This window comes from Alistipes sp. An54 (genome assembly GCF_002159375.1).
GTDB lineage: Bacteria > Bacteroidota > Bacteroidia > Bacteroidales > Rikenellaceae > Alistipes > Alistipes megaguti.
Genome location: NZ_NFIA01000014.1, coordinates 23,022 through 43,811 on the forward strand (window position 1 = coordinate 23,022; position 20,790 = coordinate 43,811).

At 59.7% G+C, this 20,790-nt stretch carries 13 protein-coding genes; 2 read left to right on the top strand and 11 right to left on the bottom strand.

What is annotated here, in order from left to right; all coding sequences use genetic code 11:
- Window positions 1-3: 3 nt before the first annotated feature.
- The 11 genes from B5G09_RS11580 to B5G09_RS11630 form a co-directional block, all read right to left on the bottom strand.
- Window positions 4-1,608, bottom strand: coding sequence for a sialidase family protein (locus B5G09_RS11580; RefSeq protein WP_087405279.1), 1,605 nt, complete (start codon window positions 1,606-1,608; stop codon window positions 4-6).
- 16 nt (window positions 1,609-1,624) lie between these two features.
- Window positions 1,625-3,550: a DUF5017 domain-containing protein gene (locus tag B5G09_RS11585; RefSeq protein ID WP_087405280.1), complete on the bottom strand. Its 1,926-nt coding sequence runs from the start codon at window positions 3,548-3,550 to the stop codon at window positions 1,625-1,627.
- 12 nt (window positions 3,551-3,562) lie between these two features.
- Window positions 3,563-4,573, bottom strand: a complete 1,011-nt coding sequence (locus B5G09_RS11590) for a DUF5017 domain-containing protein (protein WP_087405304.1) — start codon at window positions 4,571-4,573, stop codon at window positions 3,563-3,565.
- 20 nt (window positions 4,574-4,593) lie between these two features.
- Entirely contained in the window at window positions 4,594-6,219 is a 1,626-nt protein-coding gene (locus B5G09_RS11595; RefSeq protein WP_241147664.1) for a RagB/SusD family nutrient uptake outer membrane protein, read from the bottom strand.
- Window positions 6,220-6,242: 23 nt separating this feature from the next.
- Complete coding sequence (locus B5G09_RS11600; protein ID WP_087405281.1) at window positions 6,243-9,410, bottom strand: TonB-dependent receptor; 3,168 nt, start codon at window positions 9,408-9,410, stop codon at window positions 6,243-6,245.
- A gap of 30 nt (window positions 9,411-9,440) precedes the next feature.
- Complete coding sequence (locus B5G09_RS11605; protein ID WP_087405282.1) at window positions 9,441-11,216, bottom strand: L-fucose isomerase; 1,776 nt, start codon at window positions 11,214-11,216, stop codon at window positions 9,441-9,443.
- A gap of 22 nt (window positions 11,217-11,238) precedes the next feature.
- Entirely contained in the window at window positions 11,239-12,723 is a 1,485-nt protein-coding gene (locus B5G09_RS11610) for a sodium:solute symporter (protein WP_087405283.1), read from the bottom strand.
- A gap of 86 nt (window positions 12,724-12,809) precedes the next feature.
- Window positions 12,810-13,721 carry a dihydrodipicolinate synthase family protein gene (locus tag B5G09_RS11615; protein ID WP_087405284.1) on the bottom strand — a complete coding sequence of 304 codons (912 nt, stop codon included), beginning with the start codon at window positions 13,719-13,721 and terminating at the stop codon, window positions 12,810-12,812.
- Between the two features lie 11 nt (window positions 13,722-13,732).
- Window positions 13,733-14,614: an alpha/beta hydrolase gene (locus B5G09_RS11620; RefSeq protein ID WP_087405285.1), complete on the bottom strand. Its 882-nt coding sequence runs from the start codon at window positions 14,612-14,614 to the stop codon at window positions 13,733-13,735.
- Complete coding sequence (locus tag B5G09_RS11625) at window positions 14,611-16,644, bottom strand: VCBS repeat-containing protein (RefSeq protein ID WP_087405286.1); 2,034 nt, start codon at window positions 16,642-16,644, stop codon at window positions 14,611-14,613. The genes B5G09_RS11620 and B5G09_RS11625 overlap by 4 nt, the downstream gene beginning before the upstream one ends.
- A 136-nt stretch (window positions 16,645-16,780) precedes the next feature.
- A complete protein-coding gene (locus B5G09_RS11630) occupies window positions 16,781-17,839 on the bottom strand; it encodes a LacI family DNA-binding transcriptional regulator (RefSeq protein ID WP_087405287.1) in 1,059 nt (352 codons plus the stop codon).
- Window positions 17,840-17,948: 109 nt separating this feature from the next.
- Here B5G09_RS11630 and B5G09_RS11635 point away from each other — a divergent pair, with 109 nt between their 5' ends.
- Together B5G09_RS11635 and B5G09_RS11640 are read left to right on the top strand one after the other, a co-directional pair.
- Window positions 17,949-19,088 carry a DUF6786 family protein gene (locus B5G09_RS11635; protein WP_087405288.1) on the top strand — a complete coding sequence of 380 codons (1,140 nt, stop codon included), beginning with the start codon at window positions 17,949-17,951 and terminating at the stop codon, window positions 19,086-19,088.
- Window positions 19,089-19,101: 13 nt separating this feature from the next.
- Window positions 19,102-20,727, top strand: coding sequence for a ribulokinase (locus B5G09_RS11640; RefSeq protein ID WP_087405289.1), 1,626 nt, complete (start codon window positions 19,102-19,104; stop codon window positions 20,725-20,727).
- The last annotated feature ends 63 nt before the right edge of the window (window positions 20,728-20,790 follow it).

The window sequence follows — 20,790 nt, forward strand, 5'->3', positions numbered from 1 at the left end:
CCATCAAAGGGTTCGGAAATGCTCGATGCGGAAGAAGGTCATGAAATTCGCATCGTGCTGACGGACGGGAAGACCCCGGCTCTCGGGACAGGCCATCCGGCAGACGGCCACGATATCCTCACCGTCGAACATCCAGTCGACATACTGGAAGCCGTGGAAGAAGGGATCGGGATCCGAAACGATCTCCTTGTACTGGATCCAGGTCGTCAGATCCGTCGAGTAACAGAGCACCAGACGGTTCCGTACGAGATTCTCGGTAATGCCCGAAGCATAGATCCCGTTATGTGACATTCCGGCCACGTTGTCCGATGCCGGATTGGTCAACGCCCAGTAACGGCGGCTCTGTTCGTCGTAACGGATCGTGAACTTCTTGCCGCCGCCCGGGAAACGGATCAGATCGTCGGGAGCCGTAATCTCCAGGGTCTTTTCATCGGCAATGGTGGCCATTCCGGCCGCCAGGCTCGTGTAGGAGCTGCTTGCCCGCAGGATGTTGTAGAGTTTTCCGTCGGGGGTGACCACGACGTTACCCTCGATCAGCTCCGAGATCCGTTTCCCGTCGAACTCCCAACTCTCGTTGACGGGCGTCGTACCGGGGATCGTATTGGTGGCCGTCCAGCTCGAGGCCTTGAGCAGATCGGCATCTGCCGGAGCCGACAGGACGAAGGCCGTCTTGACGTCGTTGTCGTAGGTCTCCATCCCCCGCCAGATCCGTCCGCCGCTCACCACCATCGGCACCGACGACGAATGGAACGCCCCGCGCATCAGAATGCCGTTCTCTTCGTCCTGAGGAAGCGTCCACGTACGGCCGTTGTCCTCCGAACGGGTGATCAGCACATTCTGGCGGTTCTGGCCTACGCCCATCATGTAGAGGGCGCCGTCATGAACGAAGATGTTGCAATAGTTGGCAATGCCGTTCGTCGTGAGGTTGTTCTGCGAGAGCACCTTCCAGCTCCGCCCCCGGTCGGACGAAACGAAGAGCGAAACGCCCTGGTTCTCGACCGTCGAGCCCGTACAGGCGGCAATATACTCGCCGTTGGGGAGAATCGTCATGCAGACGTTGTTGATCGCATACTGCCGCAGGACGGGAACCTGAGCGATAACCGTTCCCGGTATCGAGGTCCCGGCAACACTGAGCTTCGGCGCAAAAAGCAGGGTCGAATATTTCCGGCCGGCCGGATCCGGGATGTCGATCCACCGGTTCGGGGTCGTACAGTTGTAGGCATAGAGGTAGTAGTCGATCTCCCCGATCCGGAAGGAGGTCTTCCGGGAGGTCCAACCCTCGGCACGCATGTCGGCACAATCCGTAGCCAGATAGACGGGTCCGGTGCTGCCGCAGCGGAAAGCCTCGGCACCCCGGGACTCCATCAGCCCGACGGCATAGGATTGCGGTGTTTCGAAAAGGGCTTCGACGTCGCTCTGGAAAAGATAGTCGTCGTTCTGCGGGAAAACCTTTTCGCCGACGGTCGCACTGCGGATGTCGACCAGCGTACCGCGGACTTCGATCGCACCGGCCGCAACGGGGGTCTCTCCCGCGCCGTCGTCCTTCGAACAGGAGGAGAGCACCCAGCCGGCAAAGAACAAAAGAATGAATCTGATCGTGTTTTTCATGGCTGTCAGTCTGATTTTATTCCGCCGTTACGGTAACGGTCGCCTGTTTGATGATCTGCTTCGGGCCGGCGAGCGTCTGCGTGGTACCCACCACGGCCACCTCATAGACTCCGGGCTGCGTAAAGAGATATTCGTAGCTCTGCGGCTGCGGATCCTCCTCGCCCTTGACCACGAAAGGCTGGTCCTTGCCGACGTTCTTTGCTGCGGGGCGCTCCAGGCGCGGCAGAACAAGATACGAATTCCGTTCCTCCGTAGGCCGGAACGCCGCCCCCAGACGCAGCACATAGGGATAGGAACCATAGGAGAAGATACGCAACGGGTTGGTTCCGTCGGAGTCGTCGAACGTCGGTCCGAAGACCACGATCGGATAGGAGGGATCACTCTCTCCGTCAACGTATTTCTGACGGTAGATCTCCGTAAAGGTATCCTCCGACTTGTACTGCGCTCTTACCCACGTGTCGTGCAGATAGACATAGGTTCGTCCGTTCCCCGCCACCTGCGTGGCCGGATCCACATAGCTCGCATCGTAGGCATCCACGTGATAGAAGAAAGCGATGTAGCAGCTGTTCCCCGCGCCGGTGAACCAGTCGCTGCAATCCGCCGTACCGACGTTGTAGGGTTGCGTCGAGGCGCCAACCGTCGTCGAGGTATCCGTTCCGTAGATATAGGTCGTCAGGTCGAACAGCGAGCTGACATCCGTCCACGAGGCCGCCAGAATGGCCTCTTCGGTCATCGTCCCGTCAAAATCGGTGGAGTACTTGACCTTGAGCGGCGTCCGCTGGGTTCCACTGTTGAGCAGCATGTAGAAGTTCATGCTCATGGTGGCCTCCTGCATCCGATCCTTCTCCGCATAGGCGAAATCGTGCCCCTCTTCGCCCGACCAGAAGTCGATCCGGTCGGCTACACCCGTCATGGTCACGGTCAGCGGCTCGCCCACCTTGCAGGTCAGCGCCGGGAGCTCGGCCTCGAACTCGTCCACCGGTTCGAAATCGTCGAGCGAGAGTTCGTAGCTCTTCGTATAGTGGCGGTTGGGTTCCAGCACAATGGCCTCGGGGAAAATCTCGCTGCGAATCGAATTGTCGATGGCCGTGATCTCCATCCGGACACTGCCGGCGGCATGGTGGCCCGGCGCCACAACCAGATAGGCGCTCACATAGCCCTCCTTGTCCACCTCGAACGTATCGCTGAAGCCCAGCGCAACCTCCGCACTACCCGTCTCCACCGTAACCGGCAGGTCGGCGGCCGCATCAACCGGTTGGGTCAGGTCGATCGTTCCGGCCGGAATGGCCAGATTTCCCGACTCGGCCACCAGCCGGATCTGTTTCAGCGGCACCCGGTCGATCGGACAGTCGGCATTCATGCGCAGGCGCACCTCCACAATCGAGAAGAGGTTGGCAAACGTGAAGAGAATCCCGCCGTGACTCTCGTCCGTTGCGGCAATCTCGACCGGTTGAGCGGTCAGCAGGCCGTACTGAGCGAGATGTGCCGGCGAATCGGCTCCGACCTGGGTCTGCACGGCCGGAAGCGAGAAGGGATGCGACGTCGGCGAAAGTTCCCGTCCCTCGACCGACACGTAGGGATAATAGGCATAATACCCCTGCGAGGCCCCGTGTTTCCAGGCAAAGATCCGGGTCGGATCCTCCGCCGAGAAGGAGCATCGCGACGGATCCTCCTTGAAAGGCGTCGCCACATAGGTGTAGTTGTTGCCGATCGAGCGGCCGTCGTTCATGCCGTAGATACCCACCGCATCGCCCGAGGACCAGACGATGGCCAGCCGGCCGTCACTGCCGGCCTCCACTTCCGTTCGGGAGGATCGGGATCCCGACGCGGCAAAAAGGATCGGCTCTCCGTCCGCGGAGTCACTCCACGACACGGCCTCCCGACTGCAGCCGCTCCAGGCAAAAGCCGCGGCCAAAAGCATGTATGTGATTCGTTTTGTCATGGTCTTGTCGTTTTATTGGTTCCACTCTCCGGGTTCGGGAGGCGTAATGCCGCCCTCGTCCTCCACGATCTGGATCTTGAGCGTGCGCACAACCTCCTTGCGGTCGTAGACGTTGGCATTGGCTCCGACGAACGTCACGGTATATTCACCGGGGGATTCATAGATGTAGTCATAGCTGGCCAGCGAGGCATCGGCCATCGCCTTGATTCCGACCCCGTGGTCGGGGCCCTCGTTGATCTGATCCATCTTGTAGATCGGCCCGCAGATAGCCCAGCACTCCCGCGACACGGCCGGGGTGAACTCACTGCGCAGAAGAACCCGATAGGTGTTGATGTCGGGCAGCGACGAAGCTCCCTCAAACGAGGTGGCCAGCACGATCTGCCAGTTCGAAGAGGCCATGTCGTAGAGCACCTCGGAGGTCTCGCCGACCACACCGTTGAACTGCGGCGACTTGTAGTTCCATTGGGTCCGGCCGTTGCCCTTGCCGCCGGCCGCCGAAGCATCATAGGGATCGACCACGTAGTGGAAACTGAAGTAGAGAGGCGTCTCCTCATCGGGATAATAGCGCGAGATGTTCACATCACCCGAGAGCAGGTCGTTTACACCGGTATCCGTCGGCTGGTTGAACTGATCGGTGATGTCGATCCACGTGGCGGCGCGTACGGCCTCTTCGGTATATTCGCCCGAAAAGTCGGTCGAATAACAAATCGGCACCCGCGCGGGGTTGGGGTATCCGGGAGTTCCCGACGAAGTGGTCGTGGTGAAGGTGAAGGTCATTTCGGTCTCGGTGATACGGTCCTTGTCCTTGAAGGCGTACTCGCTGCCCGCCTCGCCCGAGTAGAAAATGATGAAATCGGGATTCCCCTCGAAATGGAAGCGGACGGATTCACCCACCTTGAAGGTCTGCGTGGCCGTGCTCACCTCGAAATCCACGGCATCGACCGTCTCGAACTGCTTGCGGCAGCCTCCCGCAAGCAGCATCAGAGCCAATACCGGAAAGAGTATTTTGTTCGTTCTTTTCATCTTCATGGCATATTTGGATTCTACCATCCGTTATTCTGGACCAGTCGACGGTTGATGCCCAGTTCGTAGGTGGGAATGGGCCAGATCTCGTCCCGATCGGTAGCGCTGTTGTAGTAGCGTTTGGCATTGGCGTAATAGGACGACGTATAGCTGCTCGGAATGGCATTGGCCAGCTGCTTCAGATAGCGCATCTGCTTGCCGAAATCGCCCCAGCGGACCAGATCGTCCTTGCGCAGCAGTTCGAAGCCCAGTTCGCGGGCCCGCTCCTCCTTGATGTCGTCCAGCAGGATGCTCTTGCCCGAGGGCTCCAGATCGGCCACGTCACTCGGCGTATGGATATCAAGCCCGTAACCGCGGCGGCGCACCTGATTGACATATTCGTAAGCCTGGGCCAGCTCCGCCTCGTCGTTGTTGGCCGGATCGGCCGCCACCCCTTCGGCCCACATCAGCAGCACGTCGGCATAACGCAGCAGCGGGAAGTTGATCGACGTATAGTTGCCCGTACGGTCCGTACTCAGATCCATCTCGCGCCGGAACTTGCCGCACGAACGGATCCAGTAGTTCGATCCGACATCTACCTTCTCTCCGGTGGTCGAGTTGTAGTTGAACGGTGCAATGGTCCAGTCGCGGCGCAAATCCCCCGACTCAAACAGATTGTAGAAGTAGGGCGTGGCCCGGGTCGTGGCGATCGAATAACCGTACTTTTCGATCAGCGTCTGACCGTCGGGCAGTTCGGTACGCCCGGTACAGTAGATGCCGTTGTTGCGGCCGACCATGCCGGCCACCGTCGTATAGGTCCCCTCGTTGTTGCCCCAGAACTCCACCTCGAAAAGACTCTCCGCCACATCGTACTTGTCCTGGATGTAGGTCAGGAAAAGGTTCTCGTAGGAGGGATTCAGGGCATGGGTTCCCGTGTCGATCACCTTCTGGGCATACTCCTTAGCCTTGGCATACATGCCGGGCTCATTGACGGGATATCCGGCCATGTTCAGCGCTACTCGTGCCAGCATGCCATAGACGGTCGACTGGCTGACCCGTCCGGGCGAATTGAGCTCCGCCGCCGTGCGAACCAGCGGCGCCGCCTCCTCCATGTCCTTGATGATCTGCAGATAGACATCCCGGATATCGCTCTGGGGGATCTGCACCGATTCGCGGTTTCCATCCTCGGGGACGGTCAGAATCAGCGGAATGTTGTGGAAGCGGACAACCAGCATGAAGTAGTAGTAGGCCCGCAGGAAGAGCGCCTGTCCGTAGATGTTGTCCCGGGTCGCCTTGTCCAGTTCGGGTTTGTCGATATACTTGATCAGCATGTTGGCCCGCCCGATTCCGTTGTAGAGGTCGCGCCAGTAGGTCAGAATCTTCGAATCCGAAGGCGAAACGTCATAATCGCCCACCGTTCCGTAATCCGACGAATAGCTTTCGTAACCGATATCCGCCGAAAGGCCCATCCGCCCCAGCATGTTGTTGGCATAGAGTGTCGTACTGGCCAGTGTGGCATAAACGCCGTTCAGGGCCGTATTCATTTCGGTCTCGTTCGTATAGTAGAGCGACGGGGTTACGAAGTCCTGCGGTTCGGTATCGAGCAGACTGCACGATGTGGCCGACAGCAGGGATGCACCCAAAAATAGTCTGATAATCTTTTTCATCGTCGTAAGTTGTGTCATTCGGGTTAGAATACGATCTTGACGCCAGCCGTATAGATGCGGTTGCGGGCATAGGCCGAATAGTCAAATCCGGGAGTCAGCGCCGAATTACGGGTCGAAACCTCGGGATCCAGGCCCGAATAGTTGGTCCAGGTCCACAGGTTCTGCCCGGCGAGGAAGACCTGCACGGTCTTGAGCCGGATCTTGCGCGTGAACTTTTCGGGAAGCGTGTAGCTCAACTGCAGCGTCTTCAGGCGCAGGAACGAACCGTCCTCGATGGTCCGCGAACTGTAGACGCCCGAGGGGCCGCGGCCTCCAACCCGGAAATTCCGGCTGTCGGTGTTCTCCGGGGTCCAGTGGTCGACGTAGCTCTTGTACTGGTTGATCGACTTGTTGGCGTAGTTGCCCTCGAAGATGATGCGGTTGGCATTCATCACGTCGCTGCCGTAGCGCCACTGGAAGAAGACGTTCAGGCTCAGATTCTTGTAGGTGAAATTGTTGTTGAATCCGCCGATGTGGATCGGTTCGCAGCGTCCAATGACCACGTTGTCCTGATCGTTGACCACGCCGTCGCCGTTCTGGTCCACATACTTGATATCACCGGGCTGGATCGTCTCGCGGGCATTGCCGTTGGTCGGCACATTCTTCTTGAGGACGTAGTTGCCGGCGCTGTCGCGGTCGAAATCCTCATACCCGTAGACACCGTCCCACTGAATGCCGTAGAACTGGGCGATCGGCTGTCCGACCTTCGCCAGGTAGAGATACGTGGCATTGAAATCGCCCGTGAAGCTGATCTTCGAGAGGTAATTCTCCTCACCCTCGGCCAGGGCCAGCACCCGGCTGCGGTTGAAACTGATGTTGAAGTCGGAGGTCCATTCGAAATTCCGCGTCTTGACATTCACCGTGCTGAGCGTAATCTCAAGGCCCCGGTTACGGATCTTGCCGATGTTCTTATAGACGGTCGTATAACCCGAGCTGTAGGGAAGATTGGCATTCAACAGCAGATCGCGGGTGATCTTCTGATACCAGTCGACCGTCAGGCTAAATCGGTTCTTGAACAGCCGCAGGTCGAGACCCACGTCGACCTGATCGGTACTCTCCCAGGTCAGATCGTTGTTTCCGAGACTTTTGGTCACGATCGCCTCGGAGGGCTGCCCGTTGTTGAACGAATAGTAGTCGGACAGCGACAGCGACGGATAGATCGAGAAATCACCCACGCGGTTGTTTCCCGTCACACCGTAACTCACTCTCAGTTTGGCATCGTCGATGAAGCGCAGCCGGCGCATGAACTTCTCCTCACCGATTCGCCAGGCAAAGGCCCCCGAAGGGAAGAATCCCCAACGGTTCTCCGGAGAGAACTTCGACGAACCGTCGGCGCGGAACGACACGGTGAACATGTAACGCGAACGGTAGCTGTAGTTGACTCTCGCCAGATACGACATGAGGTAGTTTTCGGAGATCTGAGCCGTCGTCGTATCGGGCAGGCCGTCGTCGATTCCACTGATTCCCAGCGACTCGTTAGGTATGTTCATGGCCGAAAAGCCGAATCGCTTGTCCCGTTCGCCCTCGAGCATAAAACCGGCCACGGCATTGAGTTTGTGACGTCCGTTTTTCCAGTTTTTCGTATAGGTCAGCGTATTTTCGTTCATCCAGTTCGACCGTTCGCGGTTGGTCACCGAACCGTTGACGCCCTTCGTATTGGTCAGCGTCGGATAGCCCTTGTAGGTATACGAGTTGTTGAACTCGGTCGAGAGATAGGTATAACGCGTATATCCGCCGCTGATGCTCAACCGCAGATTCTTGTGCAGATTGTAGTCCAGCTTCGCATTGGAGAGGAAGGTCTGCTTGCGCGTCACCTTGTCTTCGTTCTGACTCGAGATGATCGGGTTCATCACCGCGGAGTTGTTTCCGTCGAATTCGTCGTCGAACAACTCCTCGTCGAGCGACGAAGTGGTGGTGATGACCGGCCGGAAGGCCCACGTACGGTACATCAGATACGACGCATAGGCATTGCTCGATGAAAGAGCCGCCGACGAGGTCTGTCCATAGGTCTTGTCGCTCGTGTAGCTGGCATTGACCAGGAGTTTGGCCCGGCGATTGAGCTGCTGAGTGAGCGAAATACGCCCCTGATATTTCTCATAGCCCGAACAGATGATGACACCCTCCTGATCGGACATCGAAAACGACACGGAGTATTTCGTCTGTTTCGTACCGCCGGACATCGAGAGGTTGTGCATGTGGAGCGGAGCATTCTGGAAGAGTTTGTCCTGCCAGTCGATCCCCTGCCCCATGTTTTTGTAATCTTCGAGCGTGCGGTCCAGATTGTTCAGATAGGTATCCACGCTCGAGGGCTGCCGTTCGATCTGATAGCTGACAAAATCGTAGGCATTCATCATCTCCATCTTCTTGGTCACGTTCTGGAAGCCGTACGTACCCGTGTAGGTGATGGTAGGTTTGCCCTCGAAGCCGCGGTTGGTCTCGATGATGATGACACCGTTGGCGCCGCGGGCACCGTAGATGGCCGTGGCGGAGGCATCCTTCAGCACGGTCAGCGAAGCGATATCCGACATGTTGATCGCCGCCGAGGAGAAATCCTCCATCGGGAATCCGTCGACGACATACAACGGCGAATTACTCTGCGTCAGCGAGTTGGCGCCACGGATCACGATATCCATATCGGCACCCGGCTGACCGTCGGCCGAGGAGACCGAAACGCCGGCAATACGCCCCTGAAGCGCCTGGTCGAAATTGACCACCGGAGCCTTCATCAGATCCTGCACCTTGACATTGCTCAGGGTTCCGGTGATATCCTTGCGGGCCATCGAGCCGTATCCGACCTCGATCACGACATCGTCAATGGCATTGGCCTCCTCCTCGAGGGTCACGTCGATGCGTGTATGCCTGTGCACGGGGACCTCCTTCTCACCATATCCCAACAGCGAAAAGACCAAAACATCGCCCGATTTGGCCTGAATGGAATAGGTACCGTCCGCCAGCGTCGTAGTTCCCCGACTCGTTCCCTTCACCAATACGACGGCGCCGGCAAGCGGCTGCTTGTCCGGGTCCGTGATCTTCCCGACCACGCGGCCCTTCGTCGATGCGGACTGTGCCCACAAGGGCGTCAGGCCGCCGCCTGCCAGAAGCAGGACGGCAAGCACGACGCTCCGCACCCAAATTCGTACGTTTCGTTTCATTGGACAGGTTTAGGTTAGTTCGATTCTTGATTAGCGATAGAGCGGCCCGTAGTTGGCGCAGGCGCGGAAGTCGCTGCCCTCGGGTTCGGAGCCGAAAGCACCCCAGGCCGACGGACGGAACAACGACTCCTCCGACAGGTTGTGCATCGCTACCGGAATGCGTAGCATCGAGGCCAGCGTCACCAGATCCGCTCCGACATGTCCGTAGCTGATTGCCCCGTGGTTCGCACCCCAGGCATTCATCACCGAATAGACGTCGCGGAAGAAGCCGTGGCCCGTCAGACGCGGGGCAAACCAGGTCGTCGGCCACGTCTGGTCGGTGCGCTTGTTGATCACCTCGAAGATCTTCGGAGCCACATTGACGGCCCATCCCTCGGCGATCTGCAGCACGGGACCGAGCCCCTTGACCAGATTCAGACGGCACATCGTCATCGGCATCTCGCCGCGCGTGAGGAAATGCGACGAGAAACCGCCGCCTCGCATGTATTCGCGACCGGCCGGATACCACGTCGTGGCGGCCAGGCTGGCCTCGACATCGTCCTGCGTAATCTCCCAGAAGGGCTTCATCACCGGTTCTCCGGCCGCATTGGTCTGCCGGCCCGTCGCGTCGAGCGTGCACGAGCCCGAGTTGATCAGGTGGATGATGCCGCCCGCAGCCTTGCCTTCGAGTTGCAACCCCGTCACGCGCTCCACGGCCTCTGGAGACCAGTAGGTGCGTACGTCGGCAAAGATCTGCGCACGGTTGGTCAGCAGGTGTATGAGCAGCATCGAGACGCCGTTCAGCGTATCGTTCTCCGTGGCGAAGGTGACCGCCTCCCGAATGCCGTTCCAGTCGAACGACGAGTTGAGTATCGCCTCCGAGAAGTCGCCGTCGGGCCGGAAATCGGTCCACTGGCGCTGTCCCTGGAACCCGCCCACGATGGCGTTGTGGCCCATGGCCTCCTCCTCGAAGCCCATGGATGCCAGAACCGGATTGCCGTGCATCAGGTCACGGATGATCATCGTCATCTTCACCACATACTCCCAGATCTGCTCCTTCTTTTCGCGCGGATAAATCAGATGCTCGGGGTTGCAGTCCCGGCCTTCGTTCACCTTGCAGTATTTCGTCACCCAGGCCATGGCCCGCTCAAACTCCCCGCGGTCGTAGATACCCAGTTCGATCCGTCGCTCGATCTCCGAGCAGTCGACCGCCTCGTTGCGCATGCCGAGATACTCCTGGAAGAAGTCCGGATTGGGCATCGAACCGGCAATACCCATCGACACCGAACCAATCGAAAGATAGGATTTGCCGCGCATCTGCATCACGGCCACCGCGGCACGCCCGAAACGCAGCAGTTTCTCGCGCACATCGGCCGGGATCGTCTCGTCGGTCACGTCCTGCACGTCGCGGCCGTAGATACCGAAGGCCGGCAGCCCCTTCTGATTGTGTCCGGCCAGCGCCGAGGCCAAGTAGACGGCTCCGGGACGCTCCGTACCGTTGAAGCCCCAGATGGCCTTCGGCGTCAGCGGATCCATGTCGATCGTCTCGGCGCCGTAGCACCAGCAGGGGGTCACCGACAAGACGGCCCCGACATTTTCGCGACGGAACTTCTCGGCGCAGGCGGCCGCCTCGGCCACGCCGCCGATCGTCGTGTCGGCAATTACGCACTCGACGGGCGTACCGTCCGAATAGCGCAACTCCTCGGCATACAGGCGGGCCACACGACGGGCCATGCCCATGGTCATAGCTTCCAGCGATTCACGGATTCCGCCGCGGCGGCCGTCGATGATCGGACGGATTCCAATTTTAGGTCGATAGTTGTTCATGGCTGTATTTTTTGAAATTACGTTACGAGTTGGCTTTTTTGCGGGTCAGTGCCGTCAGCAGGAAGCCGACCAGGAAGATGACCGTCGTCCCGAAGACGATCGTCAGATAGGTGTGCAGCGGACTGTGGAACCGGTAGAAGGGCGAACCCTCGTTGATCAGCGGCGAGAGACTCATCCAGGCAATGGTCAGCAATCCGAGAATCACCGCCACGACGGCATGTGCCCGACGGACGTTGCGGCAGACGACACCCAGCAGGAAGAGGCCCAGCATGCCGCCGCTGAAGATCGACGAGAGTTTCCACCAGGCATCCAGCACGCCGTCGATGCTCATCATCATCAAGCCCATGACGATACCCAGCGCTCCGACCACGAACGACGTGGCATAGAGCACCCGCATGCTGCCCTTTTCGGAGAGGTCGCGCTTCGAGAGTCGCTTGGCGAAATCCGTCAGCACGATCGTGGCCGAGGAGTTGATGCTCGTCGCCACGGTGGACATGCCGGCCGAGAAGAGCGAGGCGATGACCAGGCCCGTCAGACCGGTCGGCAGTCCGTGAACGATGAACCACGGGAAGACCTGATCGGCCGGCGTTCCGGCGGGCAGCAGGTCGGGCTGCGCCGTATAGTAGGAGAAGAGCGCCGTGCCGATATAGACGAAAACGAGTGACACGGGGATGTAGAGCAGACCGCCGAAGAGGGTCGACTTCACGGCTTCGGCCGTCGAGCGGGTCGTCATGTAACGCTGCACGTAGTTCTGATCGATGCCATAGTTCTGCATGTTGACGAAGAGACCGTAGATGAACACCACCCAGAAGGTCGGCTCCGTAAGGCTTGCCCCGAAGCTTCCGAGGCTGAACTTGCCGTGTGCCGAGGCGATCTCGAAGAGCTGGCCCGGACCTTCGGGCATCGTGAAGGTCAGAAGCAGGGCGCAGACCACGGCCCCGACGATGAGAATGATGCCCTGAATGGCATCGGTCCAAACCACGGCGGCGATTCCGCCCAGCAGCGTGTAGGCCAGCGTGGCAATGCCCGTACAGATGATGATCGTCGCCACGTCCCAGCCGAACATCGTGTGCAGCGGCAGGGCCAGCAGCAACAGGATCGACCCGACGCGGGCCAGCTGCGTCAGCAGGTAGCAGATCGCCGCATAGCACCGCGCCCAATAGCCGAAGCGGAGCTCCAGATAGTGGTAGGCCGAAACGCTGTTGACGTTGCGGTAGAGCGGGATAAAGACCTTGGCCGCCAGCCACGTGGCGATGGGGATCGAGAGGCTGAAGACAAAGGGATTCCAGTTGCCTTTGTAAGCATCGCCGGGCAATCCGAGGAAACTGATGCTGCTGACGAACGTGGCGAAGATCGACATTCCCACGACCCACGTGGGCAACGATCCCTCGGCTGCCGTGAAGGCTGCAGCCCCCTTGCGGCTGCGGTAATAGAACGAGCAGCCGAACAGCGCAACGCCTCCCACAAAAAGGAAAAATACGATGTAATCGAGGATGGTTATATCCATAAGGTGTTCAGGTTAGAGTTTCGATTCGGTTTCAAATCCGGGAGGGCAGCTCCGCAGAGCGGTCCTCCCGGTTCGGTATCGGAGGATCAGCCGACACACTTGACGCCCAGCGCTTCGAGCGCCTGGCGGATGCGGCTGCGCTCCTCGGCACGGAACTTCCGGTAGGGATACGAGAGGTAGTCGTCGCAGATACCCAGCAGCGAGAGGGCGCACTTCACCCCTTTCAGGTAGCTCGAACCGTACTTGCCGACGGTGTAGATCGTCGTACTGATCTGCATGATCCGGTGCTGCAGCTCACGGACACGGACAATATCGTGTTTGCAGGCGGCGTCGTACATCGCCACGTAGAGTTCCGGGAAGAGGTTCGCACCGCCGTTCACCCCGCCGTCGGCACCCATCAGCACGCATTCACCGGTCAGCTCCTCCGGGCCGACGTAGAGCGCAAAATCGTCCCGGTCGCCGAGGTGATAGATCAGCGTCTCGAAATAGGTCATGTTGGCGGAGCTGTCCTTCAGCCCGACAATATTCGGGTGGTCGGCGAGCGTCTTGACGGTCGCGGGCTCGAGGAAGACCTTGACGAGCGAAGGCATGTTGTAGAGGTAGAGCGGCAGCGGCAGACGGTCGGCCAGGGCCGTGTAATACTCGATGAGCTCCTGCTGCGAAGGGGCAAAGTAGTAAGGCGCGGCAGCCACAACACCGACGGCACCGCATTTGGCAGCGTGCTCGGCCAGACGGACGCTCTCGTCGAGTGCCGTATCCGTAATACCCACCAGCACGGGAACACGCCCGGCCACCTGACGGCAGACCCGTTCGACAAATTCATAACGCAGCCGATAGGTCAGGCTCTGCGCCTCGCCCGTCGTGCCGAGCAGAAAGAGGGCATGAACCCCGCCGGCAAGCATGTGCTCGACCAGTCGCGAGGTACCTTCCAGATCCAGTTCGTCGTCTCCTTTCAGCGGGGTGATCATCGGTGGAATGATTCCTTTGATGCAATTCATGGTTGTTCGTTCTATTTGGTTTGATTCGTTTTGTCGTGTTCACGGATCCAGCGCAGGATGAGCGGATAGGTCTCCGCGCCGTAGCGGTAGCGCTCGCGCATCCAAAAGCCGTGACCGCCCTGCGGGAAGATGTGCATCTCGGTCCTCACGCCCTGTCGCTTGAGCGCCCGGTAGAAGCGGATCGCATTCTCGGGAACCACCGCCCGGTCGTCGTCACACAGCACCAGCAGCACCTCGGGCATCCCCTCATGCACCTGTTCGCAGGTCGAATAGCGCTTGCGGAGGGACTCATCCCCGCTGCGTGCGCCGAGCAGATTTTCGCGGGTCCGCACCGAGGAGTAGCGCATCGTGATCACGGGATAGACCAGCACGGCATAGTCGGGCCGCGACTCCGCATCGGGATACTCCGTAATGAGTCTCGAAACGAAATGGCCTCCGGCCGAGAATCCCATGATCCCCACGTTCTGCGGGTCGACACCCCAGGCGCGGGCGTCGCGACGGATCACACGCATCGCCTGCACGCCGTCCTCGAGGGGAATGTCGGGATGGCCGTTGGGCATCCGGTATTTCAACACGGCGGCGGCAATTCCCTGCCCATTGAGCCACTCGGCCGTGCGGTAACCCTCATAGGTGACGCAAACCTTCTCGTAACTGCCCCCGGGAACCACCAGCACGATCTGTCCCGTCGCCCGGACCGAGTCGGGAAGAAAAACCTCCAACTCGGGTTCGCTCACGCCCACGTAATAGCCCTTGTCGTTGATCGACTCGGGCGTCCCCTCCAGTCCGTTCCGCGAGGGGGCGCCGTCGGGAAAGAGCGGGACCCGCAACGGCTCACGAGCCGCCGCCACACCGGCCGCCAACAGGACCGCAAGAAGCAACAGAGAGCGTTTCATCGCCGTGAACGGGGATTGGGAATCACATAGAAATGGCCGTCCTCGGCTCCGAGAAGCAGCTCCTCCACACCGTCGCCGTTCCAATCGACCGGCGTCGGACAGGTCGTATGTCCGGCCAGCACCGTCCGACTCAAATCACCCATGTATTCGTACCAGACCTTGCCTTTCTCCTCCCGGACGAAGCGAAACCAGCAGGCATTCTTGCTGTCGACGATCAGGTCGAGGTGTCCGTCACTGTCCCAGTCCGTGAAGCAGATCTTCCGGCGCCCGGACTGTCCGCCGACGCCGTCGTTCAGCCGCAAGGGACCGCCCGTTGCCTCGAGCACCCCCTTCCTGGAGTTGTAGAGCGAACAGTTCGTGCCGTAGAAGATCCGGCGCCCGGGACGCAGCATCAACTCGCCCTCCGGCGTGCGGAAACGTTCGAAGTAAGCCAGGTAGCCCTCGTGGTCGAGGACGATGAGGTCCATCAGCCCGTCGTGGTTCCAATCCATCGCCACGGGAGTCGTGCGCCACTGCGTAGCGAGCGTTCCCGGCGCCGGCGTCCACCAGTTCCAGGCCGGTTTGGGCGCTTCGCCCTCCCAGGCCACCCGCACGGGTTGCGCCGGAGCAAACGAAAGCCCGTCCTTGCATCCGAGGTTGCGATACCATTCGATCTTGCCCCAGATCGAGTTGACGATCAGATCGGGCCGCCCGTCGCCGTCCCAGTCGGCTACCGAAAGGACCGTATAACCCCATTTGCGCTCGGCCGGGCCCTGAATCGAACCGTTCTCCCCGGCCTGGATGCGGATCGGCACACCCTTCACCTCGAACAGACGCGGAGCATCCCACACGGGCTTCTCTCCTCCCGAAAGGTTGCGGATCCAGGCGATCTCTCCGGCCGAATTGCCGGCGATGATGTCGGTTTTTCCATCTCCGTCCCAGTCGAAGGCACACGGCGTGGAGAGGGCCCCGAACTTTACCAAATCGGCCTGCTGCCGGAAATAGACCGGCGCCTCGAACTGCGGCATCCCCCGGCGGACCTTTCCCGTGTGACGCACCCAGGCGACCCGGCCGTCCTCGTCTCCGACAACGAGATCGGGGTGTCCGTCGCCATCGAAATCCGACACCACCGGAACGATCATCTGCAGATGCAGCCGAATCTCCCCCTTGCGGTTGGACAACTGCCGCCCGGCGGCAAAGCGCGGCTCTTCGCGCGTACCGACATTCTCGAACCACGTCAGACCATCGACAAACTCACCGCAGATCAGGTCCAGATCACCGTCACCGTCAAAATCGGCCACACAGGGATTCGGAGCTCCGTAGGTGTCGATCTCCGCCCCTCCGGCCTCGACCTTACCCCGGTTGACATACCCCTTTCCGGTATTCTCCAGCCAATAGACATAACCGTGCAGCGGACCGCGGGTCCAGCGTCCCAACGAGTCGAAGGCCTTGTCCCAGCCATAATCGTCCCACGTGTCGATTCCGACAATGATGTCCTTATCACTGTCCTTGTCCCAGTCGACATAGTTCCACATGTTGCTGCGCGATTTGGCGTAGGTCGCCCCCAACACCTCGCCCTTGTACTTCAGTTTGCGCTTGCGGGCATAGGGCGCCTTGAAGAAATCGAGGTGCTCGGTATTCTTCGACAGCACGAAAGCCTCACCATCAACCTCCGACAGGCGGATATTGTTCATTCCCTTTTCGCTGATGCGCTCGGCCTTCGCAAAAAGCGGTTTTTCGGCAGTACCGATATTGCGGAAATAGTAAAGTCCGCGATACGGACGGTCAGGGCATGAGACCAGCAGATCCTTGCGACCGTCGCCGTCGTAATCCACCGGAATGGGAATCCCCCACAGTCCGACGCCCAGATCGACCGTCAGATCCGGATGGTTGTACGGCAATACAACGGCCTCGGGGAGCTGCGCAGCTTCCGGCGCGGGAACCGATGCCCGCACAAACGGACTTCCCAGCAGGCATCCTGCCGCCAAGGCGATCGAGAAGAGCAGTTTCCGACCGCAAAGCACCCGAGCTGTTGAACCATTATTTTCCATAATCGAAGGTGACTGTTTATTTTATAAAACGTTTTAGCTATTCTCTTTCAAAATAGGCCGATACCGGCCTCTCTCCAGAAACGGGGCTCTCGGCACATCATCCGGAAACCGCCCCGTCTCATAAAAATCACGCAACTCAACCCTCCGCAGACAGCGCCTCCAGAACCCGTTTCCCGTTCGTATACTCCAGAATTTCAGGAGTCAACACCACACGTGTGCAGGCCATCGGCTGGTCCCGATGCTCAATTCCCTTCAGCAGCAGATCAAGCGCCTCGGCCCCGAAGCGTTCAATCGGCTGGCTCACACAGGCCGCAGCCGTATGGTAGAGGTCAAAAGCCTCGTTCGTATCGAAACATACCATCGAGAAATCACGCGGAATCTGCCAACCCTGCCGAAAGGCGACCGTCACGCCTTGAATGGCCAACGTATTGGTAGCGAAGACAAAAGCCTCCACCCGCCTCTGATAGGCATCGCAAAGAATATCCGTCATGCGGTCGAACCGGTCATGACGCAGGTGGTGAATGCGGACATACTCGCCAAGTCCGTGCTCCGCCATACAAGAGCGATACCCCTCCTCGCGCTCCCGGATATTCGACAGATTCATCGAATAGGAGATCATTTCAATCCGCTGAAATCCCTGACGGACAAGCACCTCCGTAACCTGCCCGCATGCCCGGCGATTATTGAGCACCACACTGCTCAGATCGGCCCCGGGGACCTCGCGATCAAGCAGGACAAGCGGAAAATTCTCGTTGGCCAGGCTGCAGAGAACCTGTTCGGCCCCTTCGCAGGGGACGACAATCAGGCCGTCAACCCCCTTGTTGCGAAAGACCTCGATCAGATTCTCAAGTTTGCGCGGGTTCTCGTCCGTACTGCCGAACAACACCGTATACTTATGCTTATAGGCCCGGTCCTCGATGCAGCGGGCGATGTCGGCGAAGAACTTGTTCGAAATATCCGAAACAATGACACCGACCGTGTTGGTCTTGCCGCTGCGCAACATACGGGCCGCATCATTGGGCTGATAATTAAGTCGTTCAGCCACGGAGCGAATCCGCTCGGCCGTCTCCTTGTTGACCCGGTAACCGCCCTTTCCGTCCGTTTTGCCACTCATAACGAACGAGACCAGCGCGATGGAAACTCCGGCCTCCGCGGCAATATCCCGGATTGTTATTTTTCGATTGCGTTCTCCCATTTTAACAGGCGGATAATTTGGAAGGATGAAAAAATTCGTTACCTTTGCAAAGGTAATTAAAACGTTTTAACAAACAAATTTTTTCCGGACTTTTTTTATTTCTTCAGCCATGAGCCGCTACAACGAAGATGTGGAGTTCCTGAAATCCTGCCGCATAGAGACCGCCGAACTCTCCGATCACACGACCGGATCGAGACTCTGCATCGTTCCCCAATGGCAGGGCCGCGTAATGACGTCGACGTTCCGCAACGAGCGCGGTCCGAGTTTCGGATGGATCAACCGCAGACTGATCGCCTCAAAAGCCACTCTGGCACACTTCAATCCCTATGGCGGAGAGGAGCGCTTCTGGCTCGGTCCGGAGGGAGGACCCTACTCCCTTTATTTCGCACCCGGAGCGGCGCAGACCTATGAAAACTGGCACGTTCCTGCGGCTCTCGACACCCTGCCGTTCGAGGTTGCCGAAGTGTCAAATCGCAAAGTCCGGCTGAGGCAGGAGGTGGAGTTGAAAAACGCTTCCGGGAATCGTTTCCGTATCGGGATCGACCGCACGGTGGAGCTGCTGCGCGTCGAGGAGTCCGACTTTCTCGGCAGCATACCGGCCGTACAGGAGCTCGACGCGGTCGTCTACCGCAGCCTCAACCGCATTACCAACCTCGGAGAGAAGGCCTGGACCCCCGACAGCGGAGCTCCGTCGATCTGGATGCTCGGCATGTTTCCGCCCACCCCGTCGACCACCGTATTTATCCCCTACTCCAACGCGGGCACCGGACCGATCGTCCACAGCGACTATTTCGGCGAAATGCCGGCCGGCCGGCTCCGGATAAGCCCGGGGCTGGTCTGCATGCGTATCGACGGCGCCTTTCGGTCGAAAATCGGCCTTCCGGCAGGACGCGATACGGGCTGCTGCGGCAGCTACGATCCGCAGGCCGGAAGCATCACGCTCATCCGCTACAGCCGCTCCAAACCCGGAGAGCAATATGTCGACAGCCGCTGGGGCGAACTGCAGGCACCCTTTGCGGGAGACGTTGTCAACGCCTACAACGACGGTCCCACGGAGACCGGCACGGTCATGGGGCCGTTCTACGAACTCGAGACCTCTTCAGCGGCCGCCTTCCTCCAACCCGGAGCCTCCAAATCCCACATCCAGGAGGTCTGCCACCTGCAGGGCGACGACGACCGGCTGTGTGCCGTACTGGACGCATTGCTTCCGGGAGGCTCCGCCGCCGTAAAGAATGCCTTCAAATCCTAAAACCACATACGCCATGCAACCGCAAACCAATTATGTCATCGGCATCGACTTCGGAAGCGATTCCGTACGGGGTCTTGTCGTCGACACCGGCAACGGAGCCACCCTGGCCTCGGCCGTCGTCGACTATCCCCGCTGGAAACAGGGGTTCTACTGCACCCCCAAAGAGAACCGATACCGCCAACACCCGCTCGATTATATCGAATCCTTCGAGCGCTGCATCCATGAGCTTCTGAGCCAATGCGACAGGCAGGTGATCGACCGCATCCGCGGTTTGAGTTTCGATACAACCGCCTCCACCCCCGTACTGACCGACCATACGGGAACACCGCTTGCCCTTCTGCCGGAGTTCGCCGAACAACCCGATGCCATGTTCATCCTCTGGAAGGACCACACGGCGCTTGCCGAAGCGGACGAGATCAACGCGCTGGCCAAGCACTGGAAGATCGACTACACGCGCTACAGCGGAGGCAGTTACTCCTGCGAATGGGTCTGGGCCAAGATGCTGCACGCCCTGCGCCACACGCCCGAACTGCGGACAAAGGCCTGCTCCTGGGTCGAGCACTGCGATTGGCTGGCCGGACTGCTTGCCGGCAACACCCGTCCCGAGACACTCGTTCGCAGCCGTTGCGTAGCGGGGCACAAGGCCATGTGGCACGAATCCTGGGGCGGGTTGCCGTCAGCCGACTTTTTCGAGGCCATTGATCCGCTCTACAACCTGTTCCGGGGCCATCTCTACACGAAGACCTCGACATCCGACAAACCGGCCGGGCAACTGAGCGAGGCATGGGCCCAACGGTTGGGGCTCCGCCCCGGGATTGCGATCGGCACGGGGGCCATCGACTGCCACTTCGGGGCCGTCGGAGCCGGCATCCGCCCCGGAACGCTGGTCAAGGTGATGGGAACCTCGACGTGCGACATCGCCGTGGCCACGTATGACGAAATCGGCGACAAGGCCGTACACGGCATCTGCGGACAGGTCGACGGTTCGGTTCTGCCCGGACTGATCGGGCTCGAAGCCGGTCAAGCAGCCTTCGGCGACATCTACGCCTGGTTCCGCAAGGTGATGGCCTGGCCGCTGAAGTTTCTGGGACCGGAGGGAGCCCGGCTCGAGGCGAAGATCCTCGACCGGCTGACCGAAGAGGCGCAGCAACTGCCGCTCACCGAAGAGGACCCCGTAGCTCTCGACTGGCACAACGGACGCCGGACACCGGATCTCAACCCCCGACTGCGGGGAGCAATCGAAGGGCTTACGCTGGCGACCTCGGCCCCGGCAATCTTCAAGGCGCTGGTCGAGGCCACGGCCTTCGGATCGCGGGCCATCAATGAGCGATTCCGGGAGGAGGGGGTTTCGATCGACGAAATCGTCGCCATCGGAGGAATCACCCGCAAATCGCCCTTCGTCATGCAGACCATGGCCGACATTGCGGGCATGAAGATCCGCGTGCTGGACAGCGACCAGGCATGCGCCCTGGGCGCAGCGATGTTTGCCGCCGTCGCCGCCGGGATCTACCCCGACATTGCCGCCGCACAGCAGGCCATGAAACCGGGCATCTCCGACGAATATCTCCCCGATCCGCAGCGACAGGCGATCTATGAGAAGCTCTACCAACGTTACCGGAGATTCGGCGCCGTACAATAAAGGCCGGGCGCAGCACCTCATTCACACGGCGGAACACCCCGATGTCATTCCGACATCGGGGTG

Bases quoted from the DNA above. Each gene is read 5' to 3' on its own strand.
- B5G09_RS11595 (WP_241147664.1), bottom strand. From the start codon at position 6,219: ATGAAAAAGATTATCAGACTATTTTTGGGTGCATCCCTGCTGTCGGCC.
- B5G09_RS11585 (WP_087405280.1), bottom strand. From the start codon at position 3,550: ATGACAAAACGAATCACATACATGCTTTTGGCCGCGGCTTTTGCCTGG.
- B5G09_RS11580 (WP_087405279.1), bottom strand. From the start codon at position 1,608: ATGAAAAACACGATCAGATTCATTCTTTTGTTCTTTGCCGGCTGGGTG.
- B5G09_RS11600 (WP_087405281.1), bottom strand. From the start codon at position 9,410: ATGAAACGAAACGTACGAATTTGGGTGCGGAGCGTCGTGCTTGCCGTC.
- B5G09_RS11620 (WP_087405285.1), bottom strand. From the start codon at position 14,614: ATGAAACGCTCTCTGTTGCTTCTTGCGGTCCTGTTGGCGGCCGGTGTG.
- B5G09_RS11625 (WP_087405286.1), bottom strand. From the start codon at position 16,644: ATGGAAAATAATGGTTCAACAGCTCGGGTGCTTTGCGGTCGGAAACTG.
- B5G09_RS11590 (WP_087405304.1), bottom strand. From the start codon at position 4,573: ATGAAAAGAACGAACAAAATACTCTTTCCGGTATTGGCTCTGATGCTG.
- B5G09_RS11635 (WP_087405288.1), top strand. From the start codon at position 17,949: ATGAGCCGCTACAACGAAGATGTGGAGTTCCTGAAATCCTGCCGCATA.
- B5G09_RS11605 (WP_087405282.1), bottom strand. From the start codon at position 11,216: ATGAACAACTATCGACCTAAAATTGGAATCCGTCCGATCATCGACGGC.
- B5G09_RS11610 (WP_087405283.1), bottom strand. From the start codon at position 12,723: ATGGATATAACCATCCTCGATTACATCGTATTTTTCCTTTTTGTGGGA.
- B5G09_RS11640 (WP_087405289.1), top strand. From the start codon at position 19,102: ATGCAACCGCAAACCAATTATGTCATCGGCATCGACTTCGGAAGCGAT.
- B5G09_RS11615 (WP_087405284.1), bottom strand. From the start codon at position 13,721: ATGAATTGCATCAAAGGAATCATTCCACCGATGATCACCCCGCTGAAA.
- B5G09_RS11630 (WP_087405287.1), bottom strand. From the start codon at position 17,839: ATGGGAGAACGCAATCGAAAAATAACAATCCGGGATATTGCCGCGGAG.